Annotated in this window: 21 protein-coding genes; 3 read left to right on the forward strand and 18 right to left on the reverse strand. The window is 58.2% G+C overall.

Annotated features, from left to right (window positions below; genetic code table 11):
- Positions 1-59: 59 nt before the first annotated feature.
- From JFT86_RS17625 to JFT86_RS17635, 3 genes are all read left to right on the forward strand, one after another.
- The gene (locus JFT86_RS17625) at positions 60-263 is read left to right on the forward strand and encodes a co-regulatory protein PtrA N-terminal domain-containing protein (protein WP_201237662.1); all 204 of its coding nucleotides are present in this window, start codon (positions 60-62) and stop codon (positions 261-263) included.
- A 67-nt stretch (positions 264-330) separates the two neighbouring features.
- On the forward strand, positions 331-663 hold the full coding sequence (locus tag JFT86_RS17630; RefSeq protein ID WP_201237663.1) for a DUF2790 domain-containing protein: 333 nt from the start codon (positions 331-333) through the stop codon (positions 661-663).
- Between the two features lie 492 nt (positions 664-1,155).
- Positions 1,156-1,536, forward strand: a complete 381-nt coding sequence (locus JFT86_RS17635) for a DUF6124 family protein (protein ID WP_201232957.1) — start codon at positions 1,156-1,158, stop codon at positions 1,534-1,536.
- 212 nt (positions 1,537-1,748) lie between these two features.
- Here the strand turns inward: JFT86_RS17635 and JFT86_RS17640 are convergent, their stop codons facing one another.
- The 18 genes from JFT86_RS17640 to aceA all read right to left on the reverse strand — a co-directional run bounded on the left by JFT86_RS17640 (position 1,749) and on the right by aceA (position 21,988).
- On the reverse strand, positions 1,749-3,074 hold the full coding sequence (locus tag JFT86_RS17640) for an OprD family porin (protein WP_201237664.1): 1,326 nt from the start codon (positions 3,072-3,074) through the stop codon (positions 1,749-1,751).
- A 334-nt stretch (positions 3,075-3,408) separates the two neighbouring features.
- A complete protein-coding gene (locus tag JFT86_RS17645; protein WP_242489281.1) occupies positions 3,409-3,666 on the reverse strand; it encodes a hypothetical protein in 258 nt (85 codons plus the stop codon).
- Between the two features lie 187 nt (positions 3,667-3,853).
- A complete protein-coding gene (locus tag JFT86_RS17650) occupies positions 3,854-3,994 on the reverse strand; it encodes a hypothetical protein (protein WP_201232955.1) in 141 nt (46 codons plus the stop codon).
- A complete protein-coding gene (locus JFT86_RS17655; RefSeq protein WP_201237665.1) occupies positions 3,991-5,085 on the reverse strand; it encodes a hypothetical protein in 1,095 nt (364 codons plus the stop codon). The genes JFT86_RS17650 and JFT86_RS17655 overlap by 4 nt, the downstream gene beginning before the upstream one ends.
- On the reverse strand, positions 5,086-6,549 hold the full coding sequence (gene nuoN / locus JFT86_RS17660) for an NADH-quinone oxidoreductase subunit NuoN (RefSeq protein WP_201226377.1): 1,464 nt from the start codon (positions 6,547-6,549) through the stop codon (positions 5,086-5,088).
- Between the two features lie 7 nt (positions 6,550-6,556).
- Entirely contained in the window at positions 6,557-8,089 is a 1,533-nt protein-coding gene (nuoM, locus tag JFT86_RS17665; RefSeq protein WP_034155127.1) for an NADH-quinone oxidoreductase subunit M, read from the reverse strand.
- A gap of 39 nt (positions 8,090-8,128) precedes the next feature.
- On the reverse strand, positions 8,129-9,982 hold the full coding sequence (gene nuoL / locus JFT86_RS17670) for an NADH-quinone oxidoreductase subunit L (protein ID WP_201237666.1): 1,854 nt from the start codon (positions 9,980-9,982) through the stop codon (positions 8,129-8,131).
- Positions 9,979-10,287 carry an NADH-quinone oxidoreductase subunit NuoK gene (gene nuoK / locus JFT86_RS17675; RefSeq protein ID WP_003223790.1) on the reverse strand — a complete coding sequence of 103 codons (309 nt, stop codon included), beginning with the start codon at positions 10,285-10,287 and terminating at the stop codon, positions 9,979-9,981. The genes nuoL and nuoK overlap by 4 nt, the downstream gene beginning before the upstream one ends.
- A gap of 3 nt (positions 10,288-10,290) precedes the next feature.
- A complete protein-coding gene (nuoJ, locus tag JFT86_RS17680) occupies positions 10,291-10,791 on the reverse strand; it encodes an NADH-quinone oxidoreductase subunit J (protein ID WP_201237667.1) in 501 nt (166 codons plus the stop codon).
- A gap of 9 nt (positions 10,792-10,800) precedes the next feature.
- Positions 10,801-11,349 (reverse strand): NADH-quinone oxidoreductase subunit NuoI, encoded by a 549-nt coding sequence (gene nuoI / locus JFT86_RS17685; RefSeq protein WP_075120557.1) that lies wholly within the window; start codon positions 11,347-11,349, stop codon positions 10,801-10,803.
- Between the two features lie 11 nt (positions 11,350-11,360).
- The gene (gene nuoH / locus JFT86_RS17690; protein WP_201237668.1) at positions 11,361-12,368 is read right to left on the reverse strand and encodes an NADH-quinone oxidoreductase subunit NuoH; all 1,008 of its coding nucleotides are present in this window, start codon (positions 12,366-12,368) and stop codon (positions 11,361-11,363) included.
- On the reverse strand, positions 12,365-15,079 hold the full coding sequence (gene nuoG, locus JFT86_RS17695) for an NADH-quinone oxidoreductase subunit NuoG (protein ID WP_201237669.1): 2,715 nt from the start codon (positions 15,077-15,079) through the stop codon (positions 12,365-12,367). The genes nuoH and nuoG overlap by 4 nt, the downstream gene beginning before the upstream one ends.
- A gap of 134 nt (positions 15,080-15,213) precedes the next feature.
- Positions 15,214-16,566, reverse strand: coding sequence for an NADH-quinone oxidoreductase subunit NuoF (gene nuoF / locus JFT86_RS17700; protein WP_201237670.1), 1,353 nt, complete (start codon positions 16,564-16,566; stop codon positions 15,214-15,216).
- Positions 16,563-17,060, reverse strand: coding sequence for an NADH-quinone oxidoreductase subunit NuoE (nuoE, locus tag JFT86_RS17705; RefSeq protein ID WP_007920186.1), 498 nt, complete (start codon positions 17,058-17,060; stop codon positions 16,563-16,565). The genes nuoF and nuoE overlap by 4 nt, the downstream gene beginning before the upstream one ends.
- Positions 17,061-17,062: 2 nt before the next feature.
- A complete protein-coding gene (nuoC, locus tag JFT86_RS17710; RefSeq protein ID WP_201237671.1) occupies positions 17,063-18,847 on the reverse strand; it encodes an NADH-quinone oxidoreductase subunit C/D in 1,785 nt (594 codons plus the stop codon).
- A 73-nt stretch (positions 18,848-18,920) separates the two neighbouring features.
- The gene (locus JFT86_RS17715) at positions 18,921-19,595 is read right to left on the reverse strand and encodes an NADH-quinone oxidoreductase subunit B (protein ID WP_103306792.1); all 675 of its coding nucleotides are present in this window, start codon (positions 19,593-19,595) and stop codon (positions 18,921-18,923) included.
- Between the two features lie 10 nt (positions 19,596-19,605).
- Positions 19,606-20,019, reverse strand: coding sequence for an NADH-quinone oxidoreductase subunit A (locus tag JFT86_RS17720; RefSeq protein ID WP_003223812.1), 414 nt, complete (start codon positions 20,017-20,019; stop codon positions 19,606-19,608).
- 643 nt (positions 20,020-20,662) lie between these two features.
- Entirely contained in the window at positions 20,663-21,988 is a 1,326-nt protein-coding gene (gene aceA, locus JFT86_RS17725; RefSeq protein ID WP_201237672.1) for an isocitrate lyase, read from the reverse strand.
- Between the last annotated feature and the right edge of the window lie 32 nt (positions 21,989-22,020).

Consider the following 22,020-nt stretch of genomic DNA (forward strand, 5'->3'; position numbering starts at 1 on the left):
TCACGAAAGGTTCGGATTGTTACCTTGATCCCGTCAGCTACTTAAACGAGGAATCAAACATGAAATTCGCTCAGATCAGTGCCTTCACCGCAGCCCTCGCGTTGTCTTCCCTGGCCATGGCCGAAGGTGGCGGCGACCGCACTTTCGAAAAAATGATGGCCGCCAACGACCGCTCCGTGGAGCTGTTTGTCGCCAAGGAAAAGGCTGCGGGCACTCCGGTCGTCGTCAATGAAAAGAAAGACGACAAGACCCAGGACCTGTAACCACACCGTGCTCGACCAAGCCTGTCATCGCGCATCGATGCCGGGCTTTTTTTTGGAGGAGTTGAACATGAAGTTGATCAAGCTGTTGACCCTCGCCGGCGTCATGGCGATGTCCATGAATGTACTGGCCGAGGGCGGTGGTGACCGCACGTTCGAGCGCGCATTCAGCGCCAATGCCAAAGCCATGGAGCAATACGCCGCCAACCTGGGCAAGGCGCCGCCGGTGGTGAGGGATTACGAATACGGGATGAAGCTGGATGTGGTGAAAATCGTCAGCGTGGTGAAGCCGCAGCCTGCCTGCTCGGTCGTCCCCACCGCCATGACGTACGAAGATTCGCAAGGGCAGCTCAATACGCTCAAGTACAGCGTGGCGGGGGTTTGCCGAAACAGCGGAAGCTGATGACTCACATGCTTCGCGAACCCGCCACGATCACAACGTGGTTCTGTGTAGGAGCTGCCGAAGGCTGCGATCTTTTGATCTTTAAAAGACCAGGATCAAAAGATCGCAGCCTGCGGCAGCTCCTACCGGGAGGGATTTCGATATCACGATGTGTATTTAAATTCGGGATGTTTAATTGTGTAGGTCAATTGCAGAACCTTCCCACAATGTTTTCAGGTTGTCCGTCGGACGTCGGCTCTCTAGTGTGTGGATGTCGCTGCCAAATCAGCGATCGGGATTGGAACCCCGCTGTTCAACTGAAAGCAAAAGCATCTTTCATGACGTATGCTTGCGCACCTTGATGGTGTGCACTCCGTTATGGCGGCTGTGCGCGGGAGACTTCGAGTCTGTCGGGTTTTGCTCAGTTGCCCGGGTTCCAACCTGCGTACAGCTGCCACCCCTTCGCGTGGAACCGAATGGGTCAGCTCCACCGTCAAGCTGAGTGAAAATTTTATGAAAAAGCCAACACCCAATCCGCCTGAAACAACCGTTCCAGCGGACGCCAATACAACATCCCCCTACGTCTCCGCCGACATTCGAAAACTCCACAAAGCCGCCGACCGCGCCCTGGATTTTTACCTCAAACCGTCGGCCGCCATCATGTCCGCGCCCTACACCCCCAACCAGATGTTCCTGGCCAATCCCAAAGCCGACACCGAATCCCTGCTGGCCAACGCCTGCGAGTCCCTGGCCTCGGCCTCCGTCATGCTCGGCGACTTCGCCGCGCTGCTGGAAGGCACGCATCGCAAGACAATTCTGGGCATCGCCCAGGTTGTGATGCTCGGCGAACTGGCGGTGAACAGGGCGCTGGATAACGTCGAGCCCACCGCATAATCGTGTGGGAGCGAGCCTGCTCGCGAAAGTGGTGAGTCAACCTACGATGGTGTTGGCTGTGCCGACGTCTTCGCGAGCAGGCTCGCTCCCACAGGTTTTGGTGTTGCGTTGAAGTCCGGACATAAAAAAGGCGCCCCGAAGGGCGCCAAAAGATTCACCTCTTACCAAAGGAGCAAGGAGCTTCTAAAGGTGAATTTGGATCAACCTGGCAGTCAGAGAATCGCCAGCGGGTATTCGACAATCACCCGCACTTCATCCAGGTCGGATTCGAACGCGGTGGCGCGAGTGGTGGCTTGGCGCAAGCGCAGTGACAGGTCTTTCATCGAACCACTCTGCACCACGTATTTGACTTCGATATTGCGTTCCCAACGCTTCTGATCGGTCAGCGGATTCCCTTCGGCATCGCGGCGCATGTACACGGCGTTGGCGTTGGAGTAATCGGCGTCGGTGCCGCGCGCGTAGCGGGTCATGAACGACAGACCGGGCACGCCGTAAGTCGTCATGTCGAGGTCATACCGCACCATCCACGAACGTTCTTTCGGCGAGTTGAAGTCGCTGTACTGGATGGAGTTGTCGAGGAAGATCGAGTCGGACTGACGCAGGTAATCGAAGTCGTCATTGCCGTTGTTGCGCTGATGGGAGAGGGCGACGGAGTGGGCGCCGAACCTCACGCCGGCGCGGCCGCTCCAGATGTTGTTGTCGAACTCGCCGAGCAGTTGTTTGCCCTCATCGACAGCCTTGTAATAGTTCAGGCCACCGAACAGCGACAGGTCGTCCGACAGTGGATAGGTCCACGCGGTGCCGGCGTAATACTGATTCCAGGCATCCTTGAGACGGCTGGAATAGAGGCTGAAACTGAGGTGCTTGTTCAGTACATAGTCGCCGCCGCCGTAAGCGATCCACGGCGAATTGACCGGGCCGGCATAGAAGGTTGCGAAGTTCTCGCGCATGTCGCTCGACACTGGCTGGCTCATCGCGTGCAATCGACCGCCCTGAACCGACAGGCCTTCGAGGCTGGTGTTGGTCGCGGTAACACCGCGGAAACTCTCCGGCAGCAATCGCGAATCACCCGCTGCGACCACCGGATTGGCCGGGAACACATCACCAACCTTGATCACCGTATCGAACGCCCGCACCTTGGCCGCGCCACCGACTTTGGTGTATTCGTCTCGCGCCTCGCCGTCACTGTTCACCGGCAACACATCGAACGAACTGCGCCCGCCATTGCGCCCATCACCGGTATCAAGCTTCAAACCGATCATGGCAAACGCATCAACACCGACCCCGACGGTGCCTTGGGTGAATCCGGATTCGAACTTGCTGATCACCGCATGTGCCCAGGCTTCGGAATAACCGCTGCCGGTGGGGCTGGACTGGCCGTTGCGGTGATCGCGATTGAAGTAGAAATTGCGGTTGAGCACCGTCAGGCTGCTGCCTTCGACAAAGCCCTCAGGCTTGTCTTCTGCAAACACCATGGACGGCCCGGAGCCGACCACCACTGCTAAAGCGGCCATCGACATTTTTGTATTGTTAACCATCAAACACTCCTTGGGTTCGGCAGAACGGGAACGTGCTTCGGCGTGGTTTTATTGTTCGGCGGAGAAGGCCCGCCGGCATTGGTCGCCGGGTCACATCGTTGCAAGCTGCGGATAACGCCAAGGTGATGGGGGAATTACAATTTCGTCATGTGGTAGATGGATTGAGTGAGCGCCACACAAAACTGTGGGAGCGAGCCTGCTCGCGAAAGCGGAGTTTCAGGCATTCAAGATGGTGGATGTGCTGCCGCCTTCTTCGGAACGCTGCCCGGAGCAGGCTCGCTCCCACAGTGGTCCGGATGATTCTGATAGATCAAATGTGAGCGGATGTGCCTTTTTACCTTTCGAAGGTATCCAGCAAGCTGTGTGATAGAGAGGAATCAATTTCGTCGGGACGCGTAAATTTGCCCTTCATGGTGCCGATCCGTTTTACACGGGTCTTCTCCAAGGTGATTTTTCCTTGGCGCTCTTCGTTTAACGCATCAAGGCCATCCATCAATTCTGAATAAACATCCCGCTTCATGGTTCGTGGATCTCCACTTGATAGGTGATCCTCAAATTTAACCGCAATCACCTTCTGCCGAATGTCAGCCATTGCTCGATACTTTGCAGGAAAATTCTTAAAAAGGTGAGAGTGTGAAGACCAAGAAAGCGTAGCGAGCGATCATCTGGACGCGCTGGCGCAGTCTGCTGATATTGAACCCTACAAACGCGAAGGCGGCACCTGAGGGTGCCGCCTTTTTATAAAGTTCTGCGAGGGCAAGAGTACTTTAGTTGCGTTGTCATCTGTTATCTAAAGCTATCTCTTTTCTATTGATAACTTTTTCGTTAACGATACGGCGTACAACCGGTGCAGAAGGTTTTTCTGGTGGTGTAGGTCTTGTCGAATTTTGTGGCTTAGGCCGATCATTAGTAGCTTTCATTTCTGGTCCCTATTGGCGCCGCCGTTAACATCGTCGTACGTTCTTCTAGAAGATGGAGCAGTCGGTTTCACAGGAGCTTGGGGCAAAGGTTTTTTTTCACTTGATGTTGGCTTACTGGATTCGCTCAATTCTTCTGCCCCTTTATCAAGAAGTATATTTTCAAGGATTATAGTCCTTTTTTTCAAATCTGCTACGTCTTCGGCTTTTGAATCATTCAGCAACTGCTTTCTCAAGTCGAATATCTGATCGCCCACGTACGTATCTTTTATTGCAAAATTCTTCCTGGGCGAGGAGGTATCCATGTCAAAAAGGACAAACAGCAAGCTACCGATAGCGAGAGGAATGCAGGCCATCAGAAAAGTTGAAATGGATTTGAAAACCCACCGTGATCGCTCTTCATTGACTAAAGCATTGTGTGTGGAGCAACTGATGTAGGTGTTTGAAATGAAGCTTGCAGTTTCTTTGTCAGGATCGATCAAAGGTATTTGTTCGTGCTGCGATACCTGTGAGTTATATTTGCCAAGTTCAATGTTGTATTCTGTTTGGCTGTCGTAATATTCTTTTATTTTTTCTGCGTATGGCATTCTGTTGAATTCAGATCCGCTAAAGGCTCTGAAGTTGAAGTATGTTGAGATGGTTGAAATTGTCAGGGTTAAACTTACGAGAAAGGAAATGATATATGCAATTTCGGGGTTGAAGGTGAAATCCAAAAAACGAGCTAGGTAGATGGTTGCGGAAGCTAGCGCAAATATCGCAGTGAAAATTATTTGAGTTTTTATCGAGATGCTGTTTTTTATCTCTTCTTCGTATGCATACATTTTTTCATATGTGGTGTGGATGTTGTCAGTGTTCAATATGGTTTCCTTGTGCCCTGTTGGTCGGCAAGTACTTTCAATGTGCCTTCGAGTTTTCGCTTTGCCCCACACATACACAATAGCTCCAACAGCCGGATGCGGACTGTAGGACGAAACCGATAATTGAGCGGGAGCTTTCTGGGCGTTCAGCAGGAAGGGCAGGGCATCAGTAAAAGATCCCGCAAAAACAAAAACGGCACCCAAAGGTGCCGTTTCTGTTTGTAGCCCGTCGAGCAATCAGCCCGCCAGACCCGCCTGCTGAACCAGTGTCAGCAATGGCTGCGGGTACACACCCAGGAAGAACGCGACCAGGGCGATTGCCAGCAGCATCACGCCGCCTGCCTTCTGTTCCCAGTGCAGCTGGGCGTCGTGGCGACGCAGGTTTGGCTCGATCAGGTACAGGGTGACCATCACGCGCAGGTAGTAGAAGACGCCGATGGCGCTGCCCAGAACCAGCGAACCGACCAGCCACCATTGATGCGACTCGACACCGGTAGCGATGATGTAGAACTTGCCGATGAAGCCAGCAGTCAGCGGGATACCGGCCAGCGACAGCATCATCACGGTCAGAACGGCGGTCAGGTACGGACGGCGCCAGAACAGGCCGCGGTACTCGTACAGTGCGTCGGCGTCACGGCCGTTGTACGGCGAGGACATCAGGGTGATCACGCCGAACGCGCCGAGGCTGGTGATCACATAAGTAACCAGGTAGACGCCGATGGCTTCCACTGCCAGACCCTTGCTCGCCACCAGTGCGATCAGCAGGTAGCCGAAGTGCGCGATGGACGAGTAACCGAGCAGACGCTTGAGGTTGCTCTGGGTCAGGGCCAGCAGGTTACCGAACAGGATCGAAGCGATAGCGATGACGGTCAGCACGTCGCTCAGTACGCCACTGCTTGCGGCAGGCGAGATCTGGAACAGACGCACCATCACCGCAAACACCGCAACCTTGGAAGCGGTCGCGAGGAACGCAGCCACCGGTGCCGGAGCACCTTCGTAGACGTCCGGCGTCCACAGGTGGAACGGTACCAGCGACAGCTTGAACGCCAGACCGATCAGCATCATGCCCAGGCCCAGTTGGGCCAGCGGGCTTGGCAGACCGGTAGCCGCCAGGGCCTGACCGATACCGGTGAAGCTCAGCGAACCGGCGTCTGCGTACAGCAGCGCCATACCGAACAGCAGGAACGCGGAACCGGCGGCCGACAGCACCATGTATTTGATGCCGGCTTCCAGCGAGCGCTTGTTGAAGAAGGCGTAAGCCACCAGACCGTAAACCGGTACCGAGAGCAGTTCCAGACCGATGAACAAACCGGCCAGGTGCTGCGCGCTGACCAGAACCAGACCACCGGCGGCGGCCATCAGGATCAGCAGGTAGAGTTCTTCACGGTTGCCCGGGTAACCCGAACCGCCATCGCCCAGATAGGCGTGGGCGAGGGTGACGCAAGCGAGAGTGGCGACCAGGATCAGCGCCATGTACAGGCAGGCGAAGGTGTCGATCTGCAGCAATGGCGTCACGGCCAGAGGCGCGACTTTCAGGGCTGGCAGGATCGACAGCAAGGCCAGGTTCAGACCGGCGACCGAGATCAGAAAGGTCTGCGAGTGGTTGCGGCGCCAGGCGATTGCCAGCATCACCACGATAATGGTGAGGCTGGTGATCAACAGTGGCGCAAGCGCAATAAAGTGTTGAATCGTGAATTCCATAGCGCTCTTACCGGGCCGAAGCGAGTTGAGTGAAGGCGGTGCCGAGCCACTGCTGAACGCCATGCATCGTGGCGGCAGAAGTGTCGAGGAACGGTTGCGGGTAAACGCCGAGGTAAACCAGCAGTACCGCAAGGCCCAGCACCATGATCAGTTCGCGAGCGTCCATACCGTGCAGGATCGAATCCGATTTCGACGGACCGAAGTAGGCGCGGTGGATCATGATCAGCGAGTAGACCGAACCGAACACCAGACCGGACGTGGCAATCGCAGTGATCCATGGAGCGCTGGCGAAAGTGCCGATCAGGATCAGGAACTCGCCGACGAAGTTACCGGTACCCGGCAGACCCAACGAAGCGGCTGCGAAGAACAGGCTGATCGCCGGCAGGTAAGCGATACGCGACCACAAACCGCCCATCTCACGCATGTCACGAGTATGCAGACGCTCGTACAACTGACCGCTGAGGATAAACAGTGCCGCCGCCGACACGCCGTGCGCGAGCATCTGGATCACCGCACCTTGCAGGGCCAGTTGGCTGCCGGAGTAGATGCCGATCAACACGAAACCCATGTGGGAAACGGAAGAGAAGGCGATCAGACGCTTGATGTCGGTTTGCGCGAAAGCGAGGAACGCACCGTAGAAGATCCCGATCAGACCGAGGGTCATGGCGATCGGCGCGAACTCGGCCGAGGCGTTCGGGAACAGCGGCAGAGCGAAACGCAGCAGACCGTAAGCAGCGGTTTTCAGCAAGATACCGGCGAGGTCGACGGAACCTGCGGTCGGCGCCTGGGCGTGCGCATCAGGCAACCACGAGTGAAACGGTACGACTGGCAGCTTGACCGCGAAGGCGATGAAGAAGCCGAGCATCAGAATGTACTCGGTGGTCATCGACATCTTGGTTTTCAACAGGTCGGCGTAGTTGAAGGTAATCACGCCAGTGTTGTTGAAGTTGACCAGTACCAGACCGAGGATCGCCACCAACATGATCAGGCCGGAAGCCTGCGTGAAGATGAAGAACTTGGTCGCTGCGTAGATCCGGGTTTTCTTGCCGTCCGAAGAACTGTGACCCCAGAGCGCGATGAGGAAGTACATCGGCACCAGCATCATTTCCCAGAAGAAGAAGAACATGAACAGGTCGAGGGCGAGGAACACGCCGACAACGCCGCCCAGGATCCACATCAGGTTCAGGTGGAAGAAGCCAACGTGACGTTGAATCTCTTTCCACGAGCAGAGTACCGAGAGGATACCCAGCAGACCGGTCAGCAGGATCATCAACAGCGACAGGCCGTCGAGGGCCAGGTGCACGTTGATGCCGAAGCGCTGGATCCAGACATGCTTGAACTCAAGCGCCCAGGTCGGATCGGCGCCAGGCGCCGGAGCAAATGAATAGTCACCGTGGGCCCACAGCCAGAGGCCGAGGGCGAGTTCCAGGGTCATGGTCAACAGCGCAATCCAGCGGGGGAGGGTAGCGCCGAAGCGCTCACCCATCCAGCACAGCAGGCCGCCGATGAAGGGGATCAGGATTAGCCAAGGCAGAATCATGACGGGCTCGTTTCCTTTCGCAAATTCGCAAGGTTCATATCAGACCGCTACCAGCACGATGGCGCCAATAACCAGCACGGCACCAGCAGCCATCGAAGCAGCGTACCAACGCAGTTGACCGGTCTCGGTGCGGCTCAGGGCTGTGTGACCACCCTTGGCCATACGCGGGATCAGACCGATGGTCTGGTCGAGCGGGTCTTTGCGCAGCATGTGGCTGATCGCAAGGTACGGCTTGACGAACAGTTTGTCGTAGATCCAGTCGAAGCCCCAGGCAGCGAACCACCAGGCCGAGAGGAAACGGCCGATGCCGCTGTTGGCGATTGCTGTCACGAAGCGACGCTTGCCGAGGAACAGCAGGGCCGCCAGCAGGATACCGGCCAAGGCGATGGCGCCCGAGGCGATTTCCAGACTGTGCTTGGCTTCGCCACCGGCATGGCCAACGCTTTCCGGCAGGACGCCGTGCAGCGGTGGCACGATCATGGCGCCGACGAAGGTCGACAGCACGATCAGCACCGACAATGGCAGCCAGTGAGCGATGCCGTGACCGGCGTGGGCTTCGGTCTTGGCTTCACCGTGGAACGTGATGAAGATCAGGCGGAAGGTGTACAGCGAAGTCATGAACGCGCCGACCAGACCTGCGTAGAGCAGACCGTGGTTGCCGCTGGCGAACGCTTCCCAAAGGATTTCGTCCTTGGAGTAGAAGCCTGCGGTGACCAGTGGCAGGGCAGACAGTGCAGCGCCGCCGACGATGAAGCTGGCGTAGGCCAGTGGCAGCTTTTTCCACAGACCGCCCATCTTGAAGATGTTCTGCTCGTGGTGGCAGGCAACGATCACCGCACCGGAAGCAAGGAACAGCAGGGCCTTGAAGAAGGCGTGGGTCATCAGGTGGAAAATCGCCCCATCCCATGCACCAACGCCCAGCGCCAGGAACATGTAGCCGATCTGGCTCATGGTCGAGTAGGCGAGGATACGTTTGATGTCGGTTTGTACCAGTGCGGCGAAGCCTGCGAGAACCAGCGTCACACCACCAACGATGCCGACCAGGTGCAGAATTTCCGGCGCCAGGGTGAACAGACCGTGGGTACGGGCGATCAGGTAGACACCGGCGGTCACCATGGTTGCGGCGTGGATCAGTGCCGACACCGGGGTCGGGCCGGCCATCGCGTCCGCGAGCCAGGTTTGCAGCGGCAGTTGTGCCGATTTACCGACCGCGCCACCCAGCAGCATCAGGGTTGCCAGGGTGATCCAGAAATCGCCAACCTGGAATTTCTGCGGTGCCAGCACCAGCAGTTCCTGGATGTTCAACGTGCCCACTTGCTGGAACAGGATGAACAGGCCGATGGCCATGAACACGTCGCCGATCCGGGTCACGATGAAGGCCTTGAGTGCGGCGTTACCGTTGTTGCGGTTGCTGTAGTAGAAACCGATCAACAGGTACGAGCACAGGCCCACGCCTTCCCAGCCGAAGTACAGGAACAACAGGTTATCGCCGAGCACCAGGAACAGCATGCTGGCGATAAACAGGTTGGTGTACGAGAAGAAGCGCGAGTAGCCCGCTTCACCGCGCATGTACCAGGACGCAAACAGGTGGATCAGGAAACCTACGCCCACCACCACGCCGAGCATGGTGATCGACAGGCCGTCGACGTAAAGGGCGAAGTCAGGCTTGAAGCCTTCGACCGCCATCCACTTCCACAGCACCAGGGTGTAGTGACCGCCTTCGGGTGGCGCGACGTTGAATTGCCAGATGACGTAGGCAGCGACAATCGCCGACAAGCCAATGGAACCCACGCCGATCAGCGCCGAGAGGTTTTCCGACCAGCGTCCACGGGAGAACGACAGCAGCAGGAAACCGATCAGAGGGAATACGAAAGTCAGAAAGATCAGGTTCATCCGCGCATCTCACTGGCAGCGTCGATATCGAGCGTGTGGAAGCGGCGATACAGTTGCAGCAGGATCGCCAGACCAATACTGGCCTCGGCGGCTGCCAAGCTGATCACCAGGATGAACATGATCTGTCCATCCGGCTGGCCCCAACGGGCGCCAGCAACAATGAAGGCCAGTGCAGAGGCGTTCATCATCACTTCCAGGCTCATCAACACGAACAAAATGTTGCGGCGGACCATCAGGCCGACCAGACCAAGGCAGAACAGGATGCCGGCAACGGCCAGACCATGTTCGAGAGGGATAGCAGGCATGTCTTACTCCTTCGCCTCGTTACGGCCCAAATGGAACGCCGTGACGGCTGCGGCGAGCAGCAGCATCGAGGCGAGTTCGACCACCAGCAGGTACGGGCCGAACAGGCTGATGCCCACGGCTTTCGCGTCTACGGTGGTGTGGCCGATGGCCTGACCGCTCTGGTGAGCGAACAGCACATACAGCAGTTCGGCCAGCAGCAAGGCTGCGAGAATCACCGGCCCGGCCCAGATGCCGGGCTTGAGCCAGTTGCGTTCTTGCTGAACCGAGGCCGGGCCGAGGTTCAGCATCATCACCACGAACACGAACAGCACCATGATGGCGCCGGCGTAGGCGATCACTTCCAGCACGCCGGCGAACGGTGCGCCGAGTGCGAAGAAGGTCATGGCCACGGCGATCAACGAGATGATCAGGTAGAGCAGGGCGTGCACAGGGTTGGTGTTGGTGACCACGCGAAGCGTGGACACAACCGCGATACCCGATGCGAAATAGAAAGCGAATTCCATCGTTCTTCCTTAAGGCAGCAAGCTCTTCACGTTGATCGGTTCGGCTTCGTTCTGCGCAGCGCCTTTCGGCTTGCCAGCGATTGCCATACCTGCAACACGATAGAAGTTGTAATCAGGGTTTTTGCCGGGGCCGGAGATCAACAGATCTTCTTTCTCGTACACCAGGTCCTGACGTTTGAACTCGGCCATCTCGAAATCCGGAGTCAACTGGATTGCGGTGGTCGGACAGGCTTCCTCGCAGAGACCGCAGAAAATGCAGCGCGAGAAGTTGATACGGAAGAAGTCCGGGTACCAGCGACCGTCTTCGGTTTCAGCTTTCTGCAGCGAGATGCAACCGACCGGGCAAGCCACGGCGCACAGGTTGCAGGCTACGCAACGCTCTTCGCCATCGGGGTCGCGGGTCAGGACGATACGGCCACGGTAGCGTGGCGGCAGGTAGACCGGCTCTTCCGGATATTGCAGGGTGTCGCGCTTGCGAAAGCCATGGCCGAAGACCATGACCAGGCTGCGCAACTGGGTACCAGTACCCTTAACGATGTCGCCAATATATTTGAACATGGGTCAAATCCTCACTGAACCGCGACTGCAGGCGTGTTCCACAACACGACCGCAGCGGTCACCAGCAAATTGATCAGGGTCAGTGGCAGGCAGAATTTCCAGCTGAAATCCATCACCTGGTCATAACGCGGACGCGGGATAGAAGCGCGCAGCAGGATGAACAGCATGATGAAGAACGCGGTCTTCAGTGCGAACCAGAGGAAGGACAGTTGCGGCAAGATGCCGAACGGACCATGCCAGCCACCGAAGAACAGGGTGACCAGCAGTGCCGAGATCAAGATGATGCCGATGTATTCACCAACGAAGAACATGCCCCATTTCATACCGGCGTATTCAATGTGGTAACCGTCTGCCAGTTCCTGTTCCGCTTCCGGCTGGTCGAACGGGTGACGGTGAGTCACGGCGACGCCAGCGATGAAGAAGGTACAGAAGCCGAAGAACTGCGGAATGATGAACCACAGGTTCTGTGCCTGGTACTCGACGATGTCGCGCATGTTGAACGAGCCGACCTGGACCACGATGCCCATCAGCGCGAGGCCCATGAACACTTCGTAGGACACGGTCTGCGCCGAAGCACGCAATGCGCCGAGCAGGGCGAACTTGTTGTTACTCGACCAGCCGGCGAACAGCACCGCGTAGACCGACAGACCGGCCATGGCGAAGAAGAACAGCAGGCCGATGTTCAGATCCGCGACGCCCCAGCTCGGGGTGATCGGGATGATCGCAAACGCGATCAGCAAGGCGGACATGGCCACCACCGGTGCCAAAGTGAAGATCACCTTGTCGGCAAACGGCGGGGTCCAGTCTTCCTTGAAGAACATCTTCAGCATGTCGGCGGCGATCTGGAACATACCGAACGGGCCAACGCGGTTCGGACCGTAACGGTCCTGCCACCAGCCCAGCAGGCGACGTTCGACAAAGCTGAGCAACGCGCCCGCGACCACAACGGCCAGCAGAATCACGATGGCTTTGATGACCGTCAGGATCACATCGATCACTTCAGGGGTGAACCAGGTCATTGCGCTGCCTCCTGCAGACCGTCGACGGATACGCCGGCGAATGCCGGTGGAATGCCGGCGATGCCCGCAGGCAATGCCACCAGACCTGCGCCCAGTTCTTCATTGATGCGCAGCGGCAGACGCAGGGTCTGACCGGCGACGTTCAGGCTCAGCAGGGCACCGTCGTTGACGCCCAGACGATCCGCTTCGGACTTGGCCAGCGACACGTAAGCAGCCGGAATGCGTTCCTGCACCGGCGCGGCTTTCGACGAGTTTTCGTCGCTGCCGAACAGGTGGTAGAACGGCACGGCTTGCCAAGTGCCCGGCGCCGGGTTGAAGGCACGCGGAGCGGCAGCGAACCAGTTCAGCGAATCGCCAGTGCTTTCGATCAGGCGGGTGCCCGGATCGCCAGCACGCAGGTGACCACCGACTTCGTCCTGGAACTTGTTCCACGCTTGTGGCGAGTTCCAGCCCGGCGACCAGGCGAAAGGAACCTGCTGACGCGGTTCAACCGAACCCGAGTAACCTTCCATGGAGAAGGCGAACGCGGTGTCTTTGTCTTGCGGAGTACGTGGTTCGTGAACGCTGATGTCGGCGCGCATCGCGGTGCGACCGGAATAACGCAGCGGCTCACGCGCCAGCTTCAGACCCTTGATGCGGAACGCGGCGGACGGTGCAGCGTCGACGATACGCGCCAACTGATCGGTGCTCGAAGCAACGGCAGCGGTCACGTGGTCGAGTTGAGTCCAGTCGATCGGCTGGTTCAGCAGGGTAGCGCGCAGGGCGTGCAGCCAGCGCCAGCCTTCGTGAACCAGAATGCTTGCGTCGAGGTATTGCGGATCGAAAACCTGGAAGAAGCGCTGGGCGCGACCTTCCTGGCTGACCAGAGTACCGTCGCCTTCGGCGAAGCTTGCCGCTGGCAGAACCAGGTGGGCGCGGTCGCTGGTAGCGGTCTTCTGATGGTCGGCAACGATCACTACTTTCGCAGCGTTCAGTGCCGCATCGACCTTGGCTTTCGAAGTGCGGGTGTACAGATCGTTTTCCAGCACGACGATGGCGTCGGCCTTGCCGTCGATGACTGCTTGCAGCGCAGCATCCACCGATTCGCCACCGAGCATGGCCAGACCGAGGCTGTTGGCTTCCGGCACGATCAGGCTGATCGAACCGTTCTTCTCGCGCAGCTTCAGGGCTTTGGCAATGTTCGCAGCGGCTTCGATCAAGGCTTTGGAGCCCAGTGAAGTACCGGCGATGATCAGCGGACGTTTGGCAGCGAGCAGGGCATCGGCAATGCGCTTGGCCAGTTCCAGCGCTTCAGCGTCCAGACCTTCAACGGCCGGAGCGCTGGCGTCCAGCGCGTGAGCAACGGCGAAACCGATGCGCGCCAGATCATCAGGAGCGGCGTGAACGCATTCTTCAGCGATGTCGTCGAGCTTGGTTTCCGCCAGGCTGGCGATGAACAGCGGGTTCAGCGCGTGCTGACCGATGTTCTTCACCGCCGCGTCGAGCCAAGGCTGAACGCGCATGGCTTCGGCCATGTCTTCGGCCTTGCCCTTGACCGACTGACGCAGGGCCAGCGCCATACGGGCGGCGGTCTGGGTCAGGTCTTCACCGAGGACGAAAATCGCGTCGTGGTCTTCGATGTCGCGCATGTTCGGCACAGGCAGCGGGCTGTCTTTCAGCACTTGCAGGACCAGACGGATGCGCTCCAGTTCGGAGGCTTCGATACCGGAGTAGAAGTGCTCGGCGCCAACCAGTTCACGCAACGCGTAGTTGCTTTCGAGGCTGGCACGCGGCGAACCGATACCGACGATGTTGCGCCCGCGCAGCAGGTCAGCGGCTTTATCCAGTGCGGCGTCGAGGCCCAGCTTGGTGCCGTCGGCCAGCAGCGGCTGACGTGGACGGTCGGTGCGGTTGACGTAGCCATAACCGAAACGGCCACGGTCGCACAGGAAGTACTGGTTCACCGAACCGTTGAAACGGTTTTCGATGCGACGCAGTTCACCGTAACGCTCGCCCGGGGAGATGTTGCAACCGCTGGAGCAGCCATGGCAGATGCTCGGCGAGAACTGCATGTCCCACTTGCGGTTGTAGCGCTCGGAGTGAGTCTTGTCGGTGAACACACCGGTCGGGCAGACCTCGGTGAGGTTGCCGGAGAACTCGCTTTCGAGGGTGCCGTCTTCAACGCGACCGAAGTACACGTTGTCGTGGGCGCCGAACACACCGAGGTCGGTGCCGCCAGCGTAATCCTTGTAGAAACGCACGCAGCGGTAGCAAGCGATGCAGCGGTTCATTTCGTGGGAAATGAACGGGCCCAGTTGCTGGTTCTGGTGGGTGCGTTTGGTGAAGCGATAACGGCGCTCATTGTGGCCGGTCATCACGGTCATGTCTTGCAGGTGGCAGTGACCGCCTTCTTCGCACACAGGGCAGTCGTGCGGGTGGTTGGTCATCAGCCATTCAACAACACTGGCGCGGAACGCCTTGGATTCTTCATCTTCGATGGAGATCCAGGTGTTGTCGGTGGCAGGCGTCATGCACGACATTACGATGCGACCACGGGTGTCGTTCTCGTCGGTGTACTGCTTGACCGCGCACTGGCGGCAAGCCCCGACGCTACCAAGCGCGGGGTGCCAGCAGAAATATGGAATGTCGAGGCCCAGCGACAGACATGCCTGTAACAGGTTGTCTGCCCCGTCGACTTCGAGCGCTTTGCCGTCTACGTGGATAGTGGCCATGGTTCAAAGGTCTTCGTTGGCCCGGTGTCAGCGGGCGTGGCTAATGGAATCTTGTTATCCGTGCGAATCAAACCAGCCTCGAAAGGCGTCATCGCAGGAGGCGGAGGGCCCAGGCCCTTCGCCTTTTTAAGCGTTTACGCGCCGACTACGATCGGCCTTGCCAGAGGCGGGACGGCGCTTACAGGCGCAATACCGGCTTCGAACTCTGGACGGAAGTATTTGATGGCACTGCCCAACGGCTCCACGGCACCCGGTGCGTGAGCACAGAAGGTCTTGCCCGGGCCGAGGAAGTTGACCAGACCCAGCAGGGTCTCGATGTCACCTGGCTGACCATGGCCTTCTTCGATGGCCATCAAGAGCTTGACGCTCCATGGCAAACCATCACGGCACGGGGTGCAGAAGCCGCAGGACTCGCGAGCGAAGAACTGCTCCATGTTGCGCAGCAGCGACACCATGTTGACGCTGTCATCCACCGCCATGGCCAGGCCGGTACCCATGCGGGTGCCCACTTTGGCGATGCCGCCGGCGTACATTTGTGCGTCGAGGTGTTCAGGCAGGAGGAAACCGGTACCGGCACCACCTGGCTGCCAGGCCTTGAGCTTGAAGCCGTCGCGCATGCCGCCGGCGTAGTCTTCGAACAACTCGCGGCCGGTGACGCCGAACGGCAGTTCCCACAGGCCCGGGTTTTTCACTTTGCCGGAGAAGCCCATGAGCTTGGTGCCCATGTCTTCGCTGCCTTCGCGAGCCAACGATTTGTACCAGTCAACGCCGTCGGCAATGATCGCCGGCACGTTGCACAGGGTCTCAACGTTGTTCACGCACGTCGGCTTGCCCCACACGCCCACGGCGGCAGGGAAGGGCGGCTTGGAGCGCGGGTTGGCGCGGCGGCCTTCGAGGGAGTTGATCAGTGCGGTTTCTTCACCGCAGATGTAACGCCCGGCGCCGGTGTGGACGAACAGCTCGAAATCGAAGCCGCTGCCCAGAATGTTTTTACCCAGCAGGCCCGCTGCCTTGGCTTCTTCCACGGCACGGTTGAGGTGCTTGGCGGCGGTGGTGTATTCGCCACGCAGGAAGATGTAGCCACGGTAGGTTTTCAGTGCGCGGGCACTGATCAGCATGCCTTCGATCAGCAGATGGGGCAGTTGCTCCATCAGCATGCGGTCTTTCCAGGTGTTCGGCTCCATTTCATCCGCGTTGCACAGCAGGTAGCGGATGTTGATGGATTCGTCCTTGGGCATCAGGCCCCACTTGACGCCAGTGGGGAAGCCTGCACCGCCGCGACCTTTGAGGCCGGCGTCTTTCACGGTCTGGACGATGGCGTCCTGATCCATGTCGGCGAAGGCCTTGCGTGCAGCGGCGTAACCGTTCTTGGCCTGGTACTCGTCGAGCCACACGGCTTCGCCGTCGTCACGCAGACGCCAGGTCAGCGGGTGAGTCTCGGCCGAACGCTGGATGCGGTTGGCAGGACCGAAAGATGTCAGGGTCATACGTAGCCCTCGAGCAGTTTGGCCACGCCGGCAGGTTGCACGTCGCCAAAGGTGTCGTCGTCGATCATCAGCGCCGGCGCCTTGTCGCAGTTGCCGAGGCAGCAGACAGGCAGCAGGGTGAAACGACCGTCGGTGGTGGTCTGACCCAGGCCGATGCCCAGATTGTTCTGGATTTCGCTGACCACCGACTCGTGGCCGCCGATGTAGCAGACCATGCTGTCGCAGACGCGAATAATGTGACGGCCGACTGGCTGACGGAAAATCTGGCTATAGAACGTCGCCACACCTTCAACGTCGCTGGCCGGAATGCCGAGGATCTCGCCGATTGCGTACAAGGCGCCATCCGGCACCCAGCCGCGTTCTTTCTGAACGATCTTCAGGGCTTCGATCGACGCCGCGCGCGGGTCTTCGTAGTGATGCAGCTCGTGCTCGATGGCCGAGCGCTCGGTTTCACTCAAGGTGAAACGGTCTGTCTGGATAAGCGTGCTGTTCATGCTTAGCGGTCCACGTCGGCCATAACGAAGTCGATACTACCCAGGTACGCAATCAAGTCCGCGACCATGCTGCCTTTGATCACCGAAGGGATCTGTTGCAGATGCGGGAAGCTTGGAGTACGGATCCGGGTACGGTAGCTCATGGTGCCGCCGTCGCTCGTCAGGTAATAACTGTTGATGCCCTTGGTCGCTTCGATCATCTGGAAGGATTCGTTGGCCGGCATGACCGGGCCCCACGAAACTTGCAGGAAGTGCGTGATCAAGGTTTCGATGTGCTGCAGCGTGCGCTCTTTCGGCGGCGGCGTGGTCAGCGGGTGATCCGCCTTGTACGGGCCTTCCGGCATGTTGCGCATGCACTGGTCGATGATCTTGATGCTCTGGCGCATCTCTTCGACGCGGACCATGCAGCGATCATAGGCATCACCGTTGGCGGCCAGCGGTACTTCGAACTCGAAGTTCTCGTAGCCGGAGTACGGACGCGCTTTACGCAGGTCGAAGTCGCAACCGGTCGAACGCAGGCCAGCACCGGTGACGCCCCATTCCAGAGCTTCTTTGGTGTTGTACTGGGCGACGCCGATGGTACGACCCTTGAGGATGCTGTTCTGCAGGGCAGCCTTGGTGTATTCGTCGAGGCGTTTTGGCAGCCATTCAACGAAGTCTTTCACCAGTTTTTCCCAGCCGCGTGGCAGGTCGTGAGCGACGCCGCCGATGCGGTACCAGGCCGGGTGCAGACGGAAACCGGTGATGGCTTCGATCACTGTGTACGCCTTCTGGCGGTCGGTGAAGGTGAAGAACACCGGGGTCATGGCGCCGACGTCCTGGATGTAGGTACCCAGGAACAGCAGGTGGCTGGTGATCCGGAAGAACTCGGCCATCATGATGCGGATGACGTCGACCTTCTCGGGCACCTTGATGCCGGCCAGCTTCTCGACCGAGAGCACGTACGGCAGGTTGTTCATCACGCCGCCGAGGTAGTCGATACGGTCGGTGTACGGGATGAAGCTGTGCCACGACTGACGCTCGGCCATCTTCTCGGCGCCACGGTGGTGGTAACCGATGTCCGGGACGCAGTCGACGATCTCTTCGCCGTCCAGTTGCAGAATGATACGGAACGCACCGTGCGCCGAAGGGTGGTTCGGGCCGAGGTTGAGGAACATGTAGTCCTCGTTGGTCCCGGAACGCTTCATGCCCCAGTCTTCAGGACGGAAGCGCGCGGCTTCTTCCTCGAGCTGTTGTTTGGCGAGGTTGAGGCTGTATGGATCGAATTCGGTGGCGCGCGCCGGGAAGTCCTTGCGCAGCGGGTGACCTTCCCAAGTCGGCGGCATCATGATGCGCGACAGGTGCGGGTGGCCTTTGAAGTCGATACCGAACATGTCCCAGACTTCACGCTCGTACCAGTTGGCGTTCGGCCAGATACCGGTGACGGTCGGCAAGCTCAGGTCGCTCTCGGACAAGGCAACCTTGATCATCACGTCACTATTACGCTCAAGCGACATGAGGTGATAGAACACGGTGAACTCGGCGTCCGATGGCAGCCCTTGACGCTTGGTGCGCAGACGCTCGTCCACGCCGTGCAGGTCATAGAGCATGACGTACGGCTTGGGCAGGTTGCGCAGGAAAGTCAGGACTTCAACGAGCTTGGCGCGAGCGACCCACAGTACCGGCATGCCAGTACGGGTCGACTGAGCGGTGAACGCCTCAGGGCCAAAACGGTTGTTCAATTCAACGACCACATCCTGGTCGTCTGCCTTGTAAGGCGGGATGTACAGAGCGCTGCCTGTAGTCATGGTTATTTTTTCGCTTTCGGTCAACGTAAAGAATGAAGCCAGCTTCTCGTTTCTTTGTAAGAACAGATCTGGATCAGACTTCGTCAGGGCTGCGCAGGTTGGTGACTGCGATTCGCTGTTCGCGGCGCTGTTCCTTCTGCGAAGGCATGTCGGCGCGATAAACGCCTTGATCACCAACGACCCAGGAAAGCGGACGACGCTCCTGTCCAATCGATTCCTGCAACAGCATCAAGCCTTGCAGAAATGCTTCCGGACGGGGCGGGCAGCCAGGTACGTAGACGTCCACCGGCAGGAACTTGTCCACCCCTTGCACCACGGAGTAGATGTCGTACATGCCACCGGAGTTGGCGCACGAACCCATGGAGATAACCCATTTCGGCTCGAGCATTTGCTCGTAGAGACGCTGAATGATCGGCGCCATCTTGATGAAGCAGGTACCGGCGATAACCATGAAGTCGGCCTGACGCGGTGATGCCCGGATAACTTCGGCGCCGAAGCGCGCGATGTCGTGGGGCGCCGTGAAGGCAGTGGTCATTTCCACGTAGCAGCACGACAAGCCGAAGTTGTACGGCCACAGGGAGTTTTTACGTCCCCAGTTGACCGCACCGTTCAGCACGTCTTCCAGCTTGCCCATGAAAATGTTTTTGTGAACTTGATCTTCTAACGGATCGGAAACGGTTTCCCGTTCGCCAATCGGATACTGCTCGTTAGGAGCATCGGGGTCGATTCTGGTGAGATTGTATTGCATTGCCAAAGCCTCATTGTTTCAGCTTCGCCTGCCGCTTGCGACGAGCTTCCGGAGCCCAGTCAAGGGCGCCCACTCGGAACAGGTAGACAAGACCTGCCAACAGAATTGCTATGAAAACGAGAGCTTCGACGAATCCGGTCCAGCCGCTTTCGCGGACGGACACAGACCATGCAAAGAGAAAGAGGGCTTCGATATCGAAGATCACGAAGAGCATCGCGACCAGATAGAATTTGGCTGAGAGCCGCAAGCGGGCGCCACCGGTAGGTAGCATGCCCGACTCGAACGGTTCGTTTTTGCTGCGGCCCCAGGCTTTTGACCCGAGGAGGCTGGAGACGCCGAGCATGAAGGCACACAGGCCGACTACACCCAGAAGGAAAATGGCAAAGCCCCAGTTGTGGGCCATGAGTCCTGTCGCTTCGGGCATGCTGGTAATCCTTAACAGAGAGCAAAGGTCTCTGAGCTTGATAAAGAAATAAGGCAGTGACGATATGTCGCAGCAATCAATCGCGCTGATTTTATGGCTAAACACCCTGCAAGTAAAATTCCTATAGCGAAATTATTTATTGGAATAAGGACATAGCGCACCTCCGATGCCCTGCAGCCCATGCGTAGCGGGCATTAGCCGGGTTTACGTGAATTATGTTTTGTAGGAAATGTAACGAACATAGTTGTGGCTAAATGATAATTAATATCGTTTGGAGTGGTTTTGTAACTGTTTAACGGGTTGGCAGTTGGGAAGTTGTCTTACTTGCACATTACTGCAAGTAGCGACGGCGCCCGTTTTACCCGAATTTTCTGACGTCGATACCGCTCTGGATCAATGTTTTTGTCCGCACTACGCCGATCCCTGTAGGAGTGAGCCTGCTCGCGATAGCGGTGTCTCAGCAAACAAATAAGGTGACTGACACACCGCTATCGCGAGCAGGCTCACTCCTACAGGGATTTGCGGTGTTCATTGAATCGTGGGCAAAAAAAAACGCCCCGAACCAGTCGGGGCGTCAGTTTTTCGGCTCTGCGGTTAGCTTTCTATACGATCCGCAGAGGCCGTTTGCTCAGGCGAAGCAGAATCAGTGGAACTGTTCTTCTTCAGTCGAACCGGTCAGTGCGGTTACCGAAGACGAGCCACCCTGGATCACGGTGGTCATGTCGTCGAAGTAGCCGGTGCCCACTTCCTGCTGGTGAGCCACGAAGGTGTAACCCTTTGCAGCGTCAGCGAATTCCTGCTCTTGCAGCTTCACGTAGGCAGTCATGTCGTTGCGGGCGTAGTCGTGCGCCAGGTTGAACATGCTGTGCCACATGTTGTGAATGCCGGCCAGGGTGATGAACTGGTGCTTGTAACCCATGGCTGACAGTTCGCGCTGGAACTTGGCGATGGTCGCGTCGTCCAGGTTTTTCTTCCAGTTGAAGGAAGGCGAGCAGTTGTACGACAGCAGTTGGTCCGGGTATTCCTTTTTGATCGCTTCAGCGAAGCGACGGGCTTCGTCCAGATCCGGCTTGGCGGTTTCGCACCAGATCAGGTCGGCGTAAGGAGCGTAAGCCAGGCCACGAGCGATCGCTTGATCCAGACCGGCACGAACCTTGTAGAAACCTTCCTGAGTGCGCTCGCCAGTCACGAACGGCTGGTCGTACGGGTCGCAGTCGGAAGTCAGCAGGTCGGCGGCGTTGGCGTCGGTACGAGCCAGAATGATGGTCGGGGTACCGGCAACGTCAGCAGCCAGACGTGCAGCGGTCAGCTTCTGTACGGCTTCCTGAGTCGGCACCAGTACCTTGCCGCCCATGTGGCCGCACTTCTTCACCGAAGCCAGTTGGTCTTCGAAGTGAACGCCGGCGGCGCCTGCTTCGATCATGCTCTTCATCAGCTCGTAGGCGTTCAGCACGCCGCCGAAACCGGCTTCAGCGTCAGCCACGATCGGTGCGAAGTAGTCGATGTAGCCGTCGTCGCCCGGGTTCTTGCCGGCTTTCCACTGGATCTGGTCAGCACGACGGAACGAGTTGTTGATGCGCTTGACCACGGTTGGAACCGAATCCACCGGGTACAGCGACTGGTCCGGGTACATCGATTCTGCGGAGTTGTTGTCCGCAGCAACCTGCCAGCCCGACAGGTAGATCGCCTGGATACCGGCCTTGACCTGCTGAACAGCCTGGCCGCCGGTCAGGGCGCCCATGCAGTTGACGAAATCTTTCTCTGGACGGAAGGATGGCTTGGCACCCTGGGTGACCAGGTTCCACAGCTTCTCGGCGCCCATTCTTGCAAAAGTGTGCTCAGGCTGAACCGAGCCACGCAGACGGACGACGTCAGCAGCGGAATAAGTGCGAGTCACGCCTTTCCAGCGCGGGTTTTCAGCCCAGTCTTTTTCAAGGGCTGCAATTTGCTGTTCGCGTGTCAGTGCCATGGAGATAAACCTCGTCGCGTCTTTATGAAAAG

Origin of the sequence: Pseudomonas sp. TH06 (assembly GCF_016651305.1) — a bacterium.
Lineage (GTDB): Bacteria > Pseudomonadota > Gammaproteobacteria > Pseudomonadales > Pseudomonadaceae > Aquipseudomonas.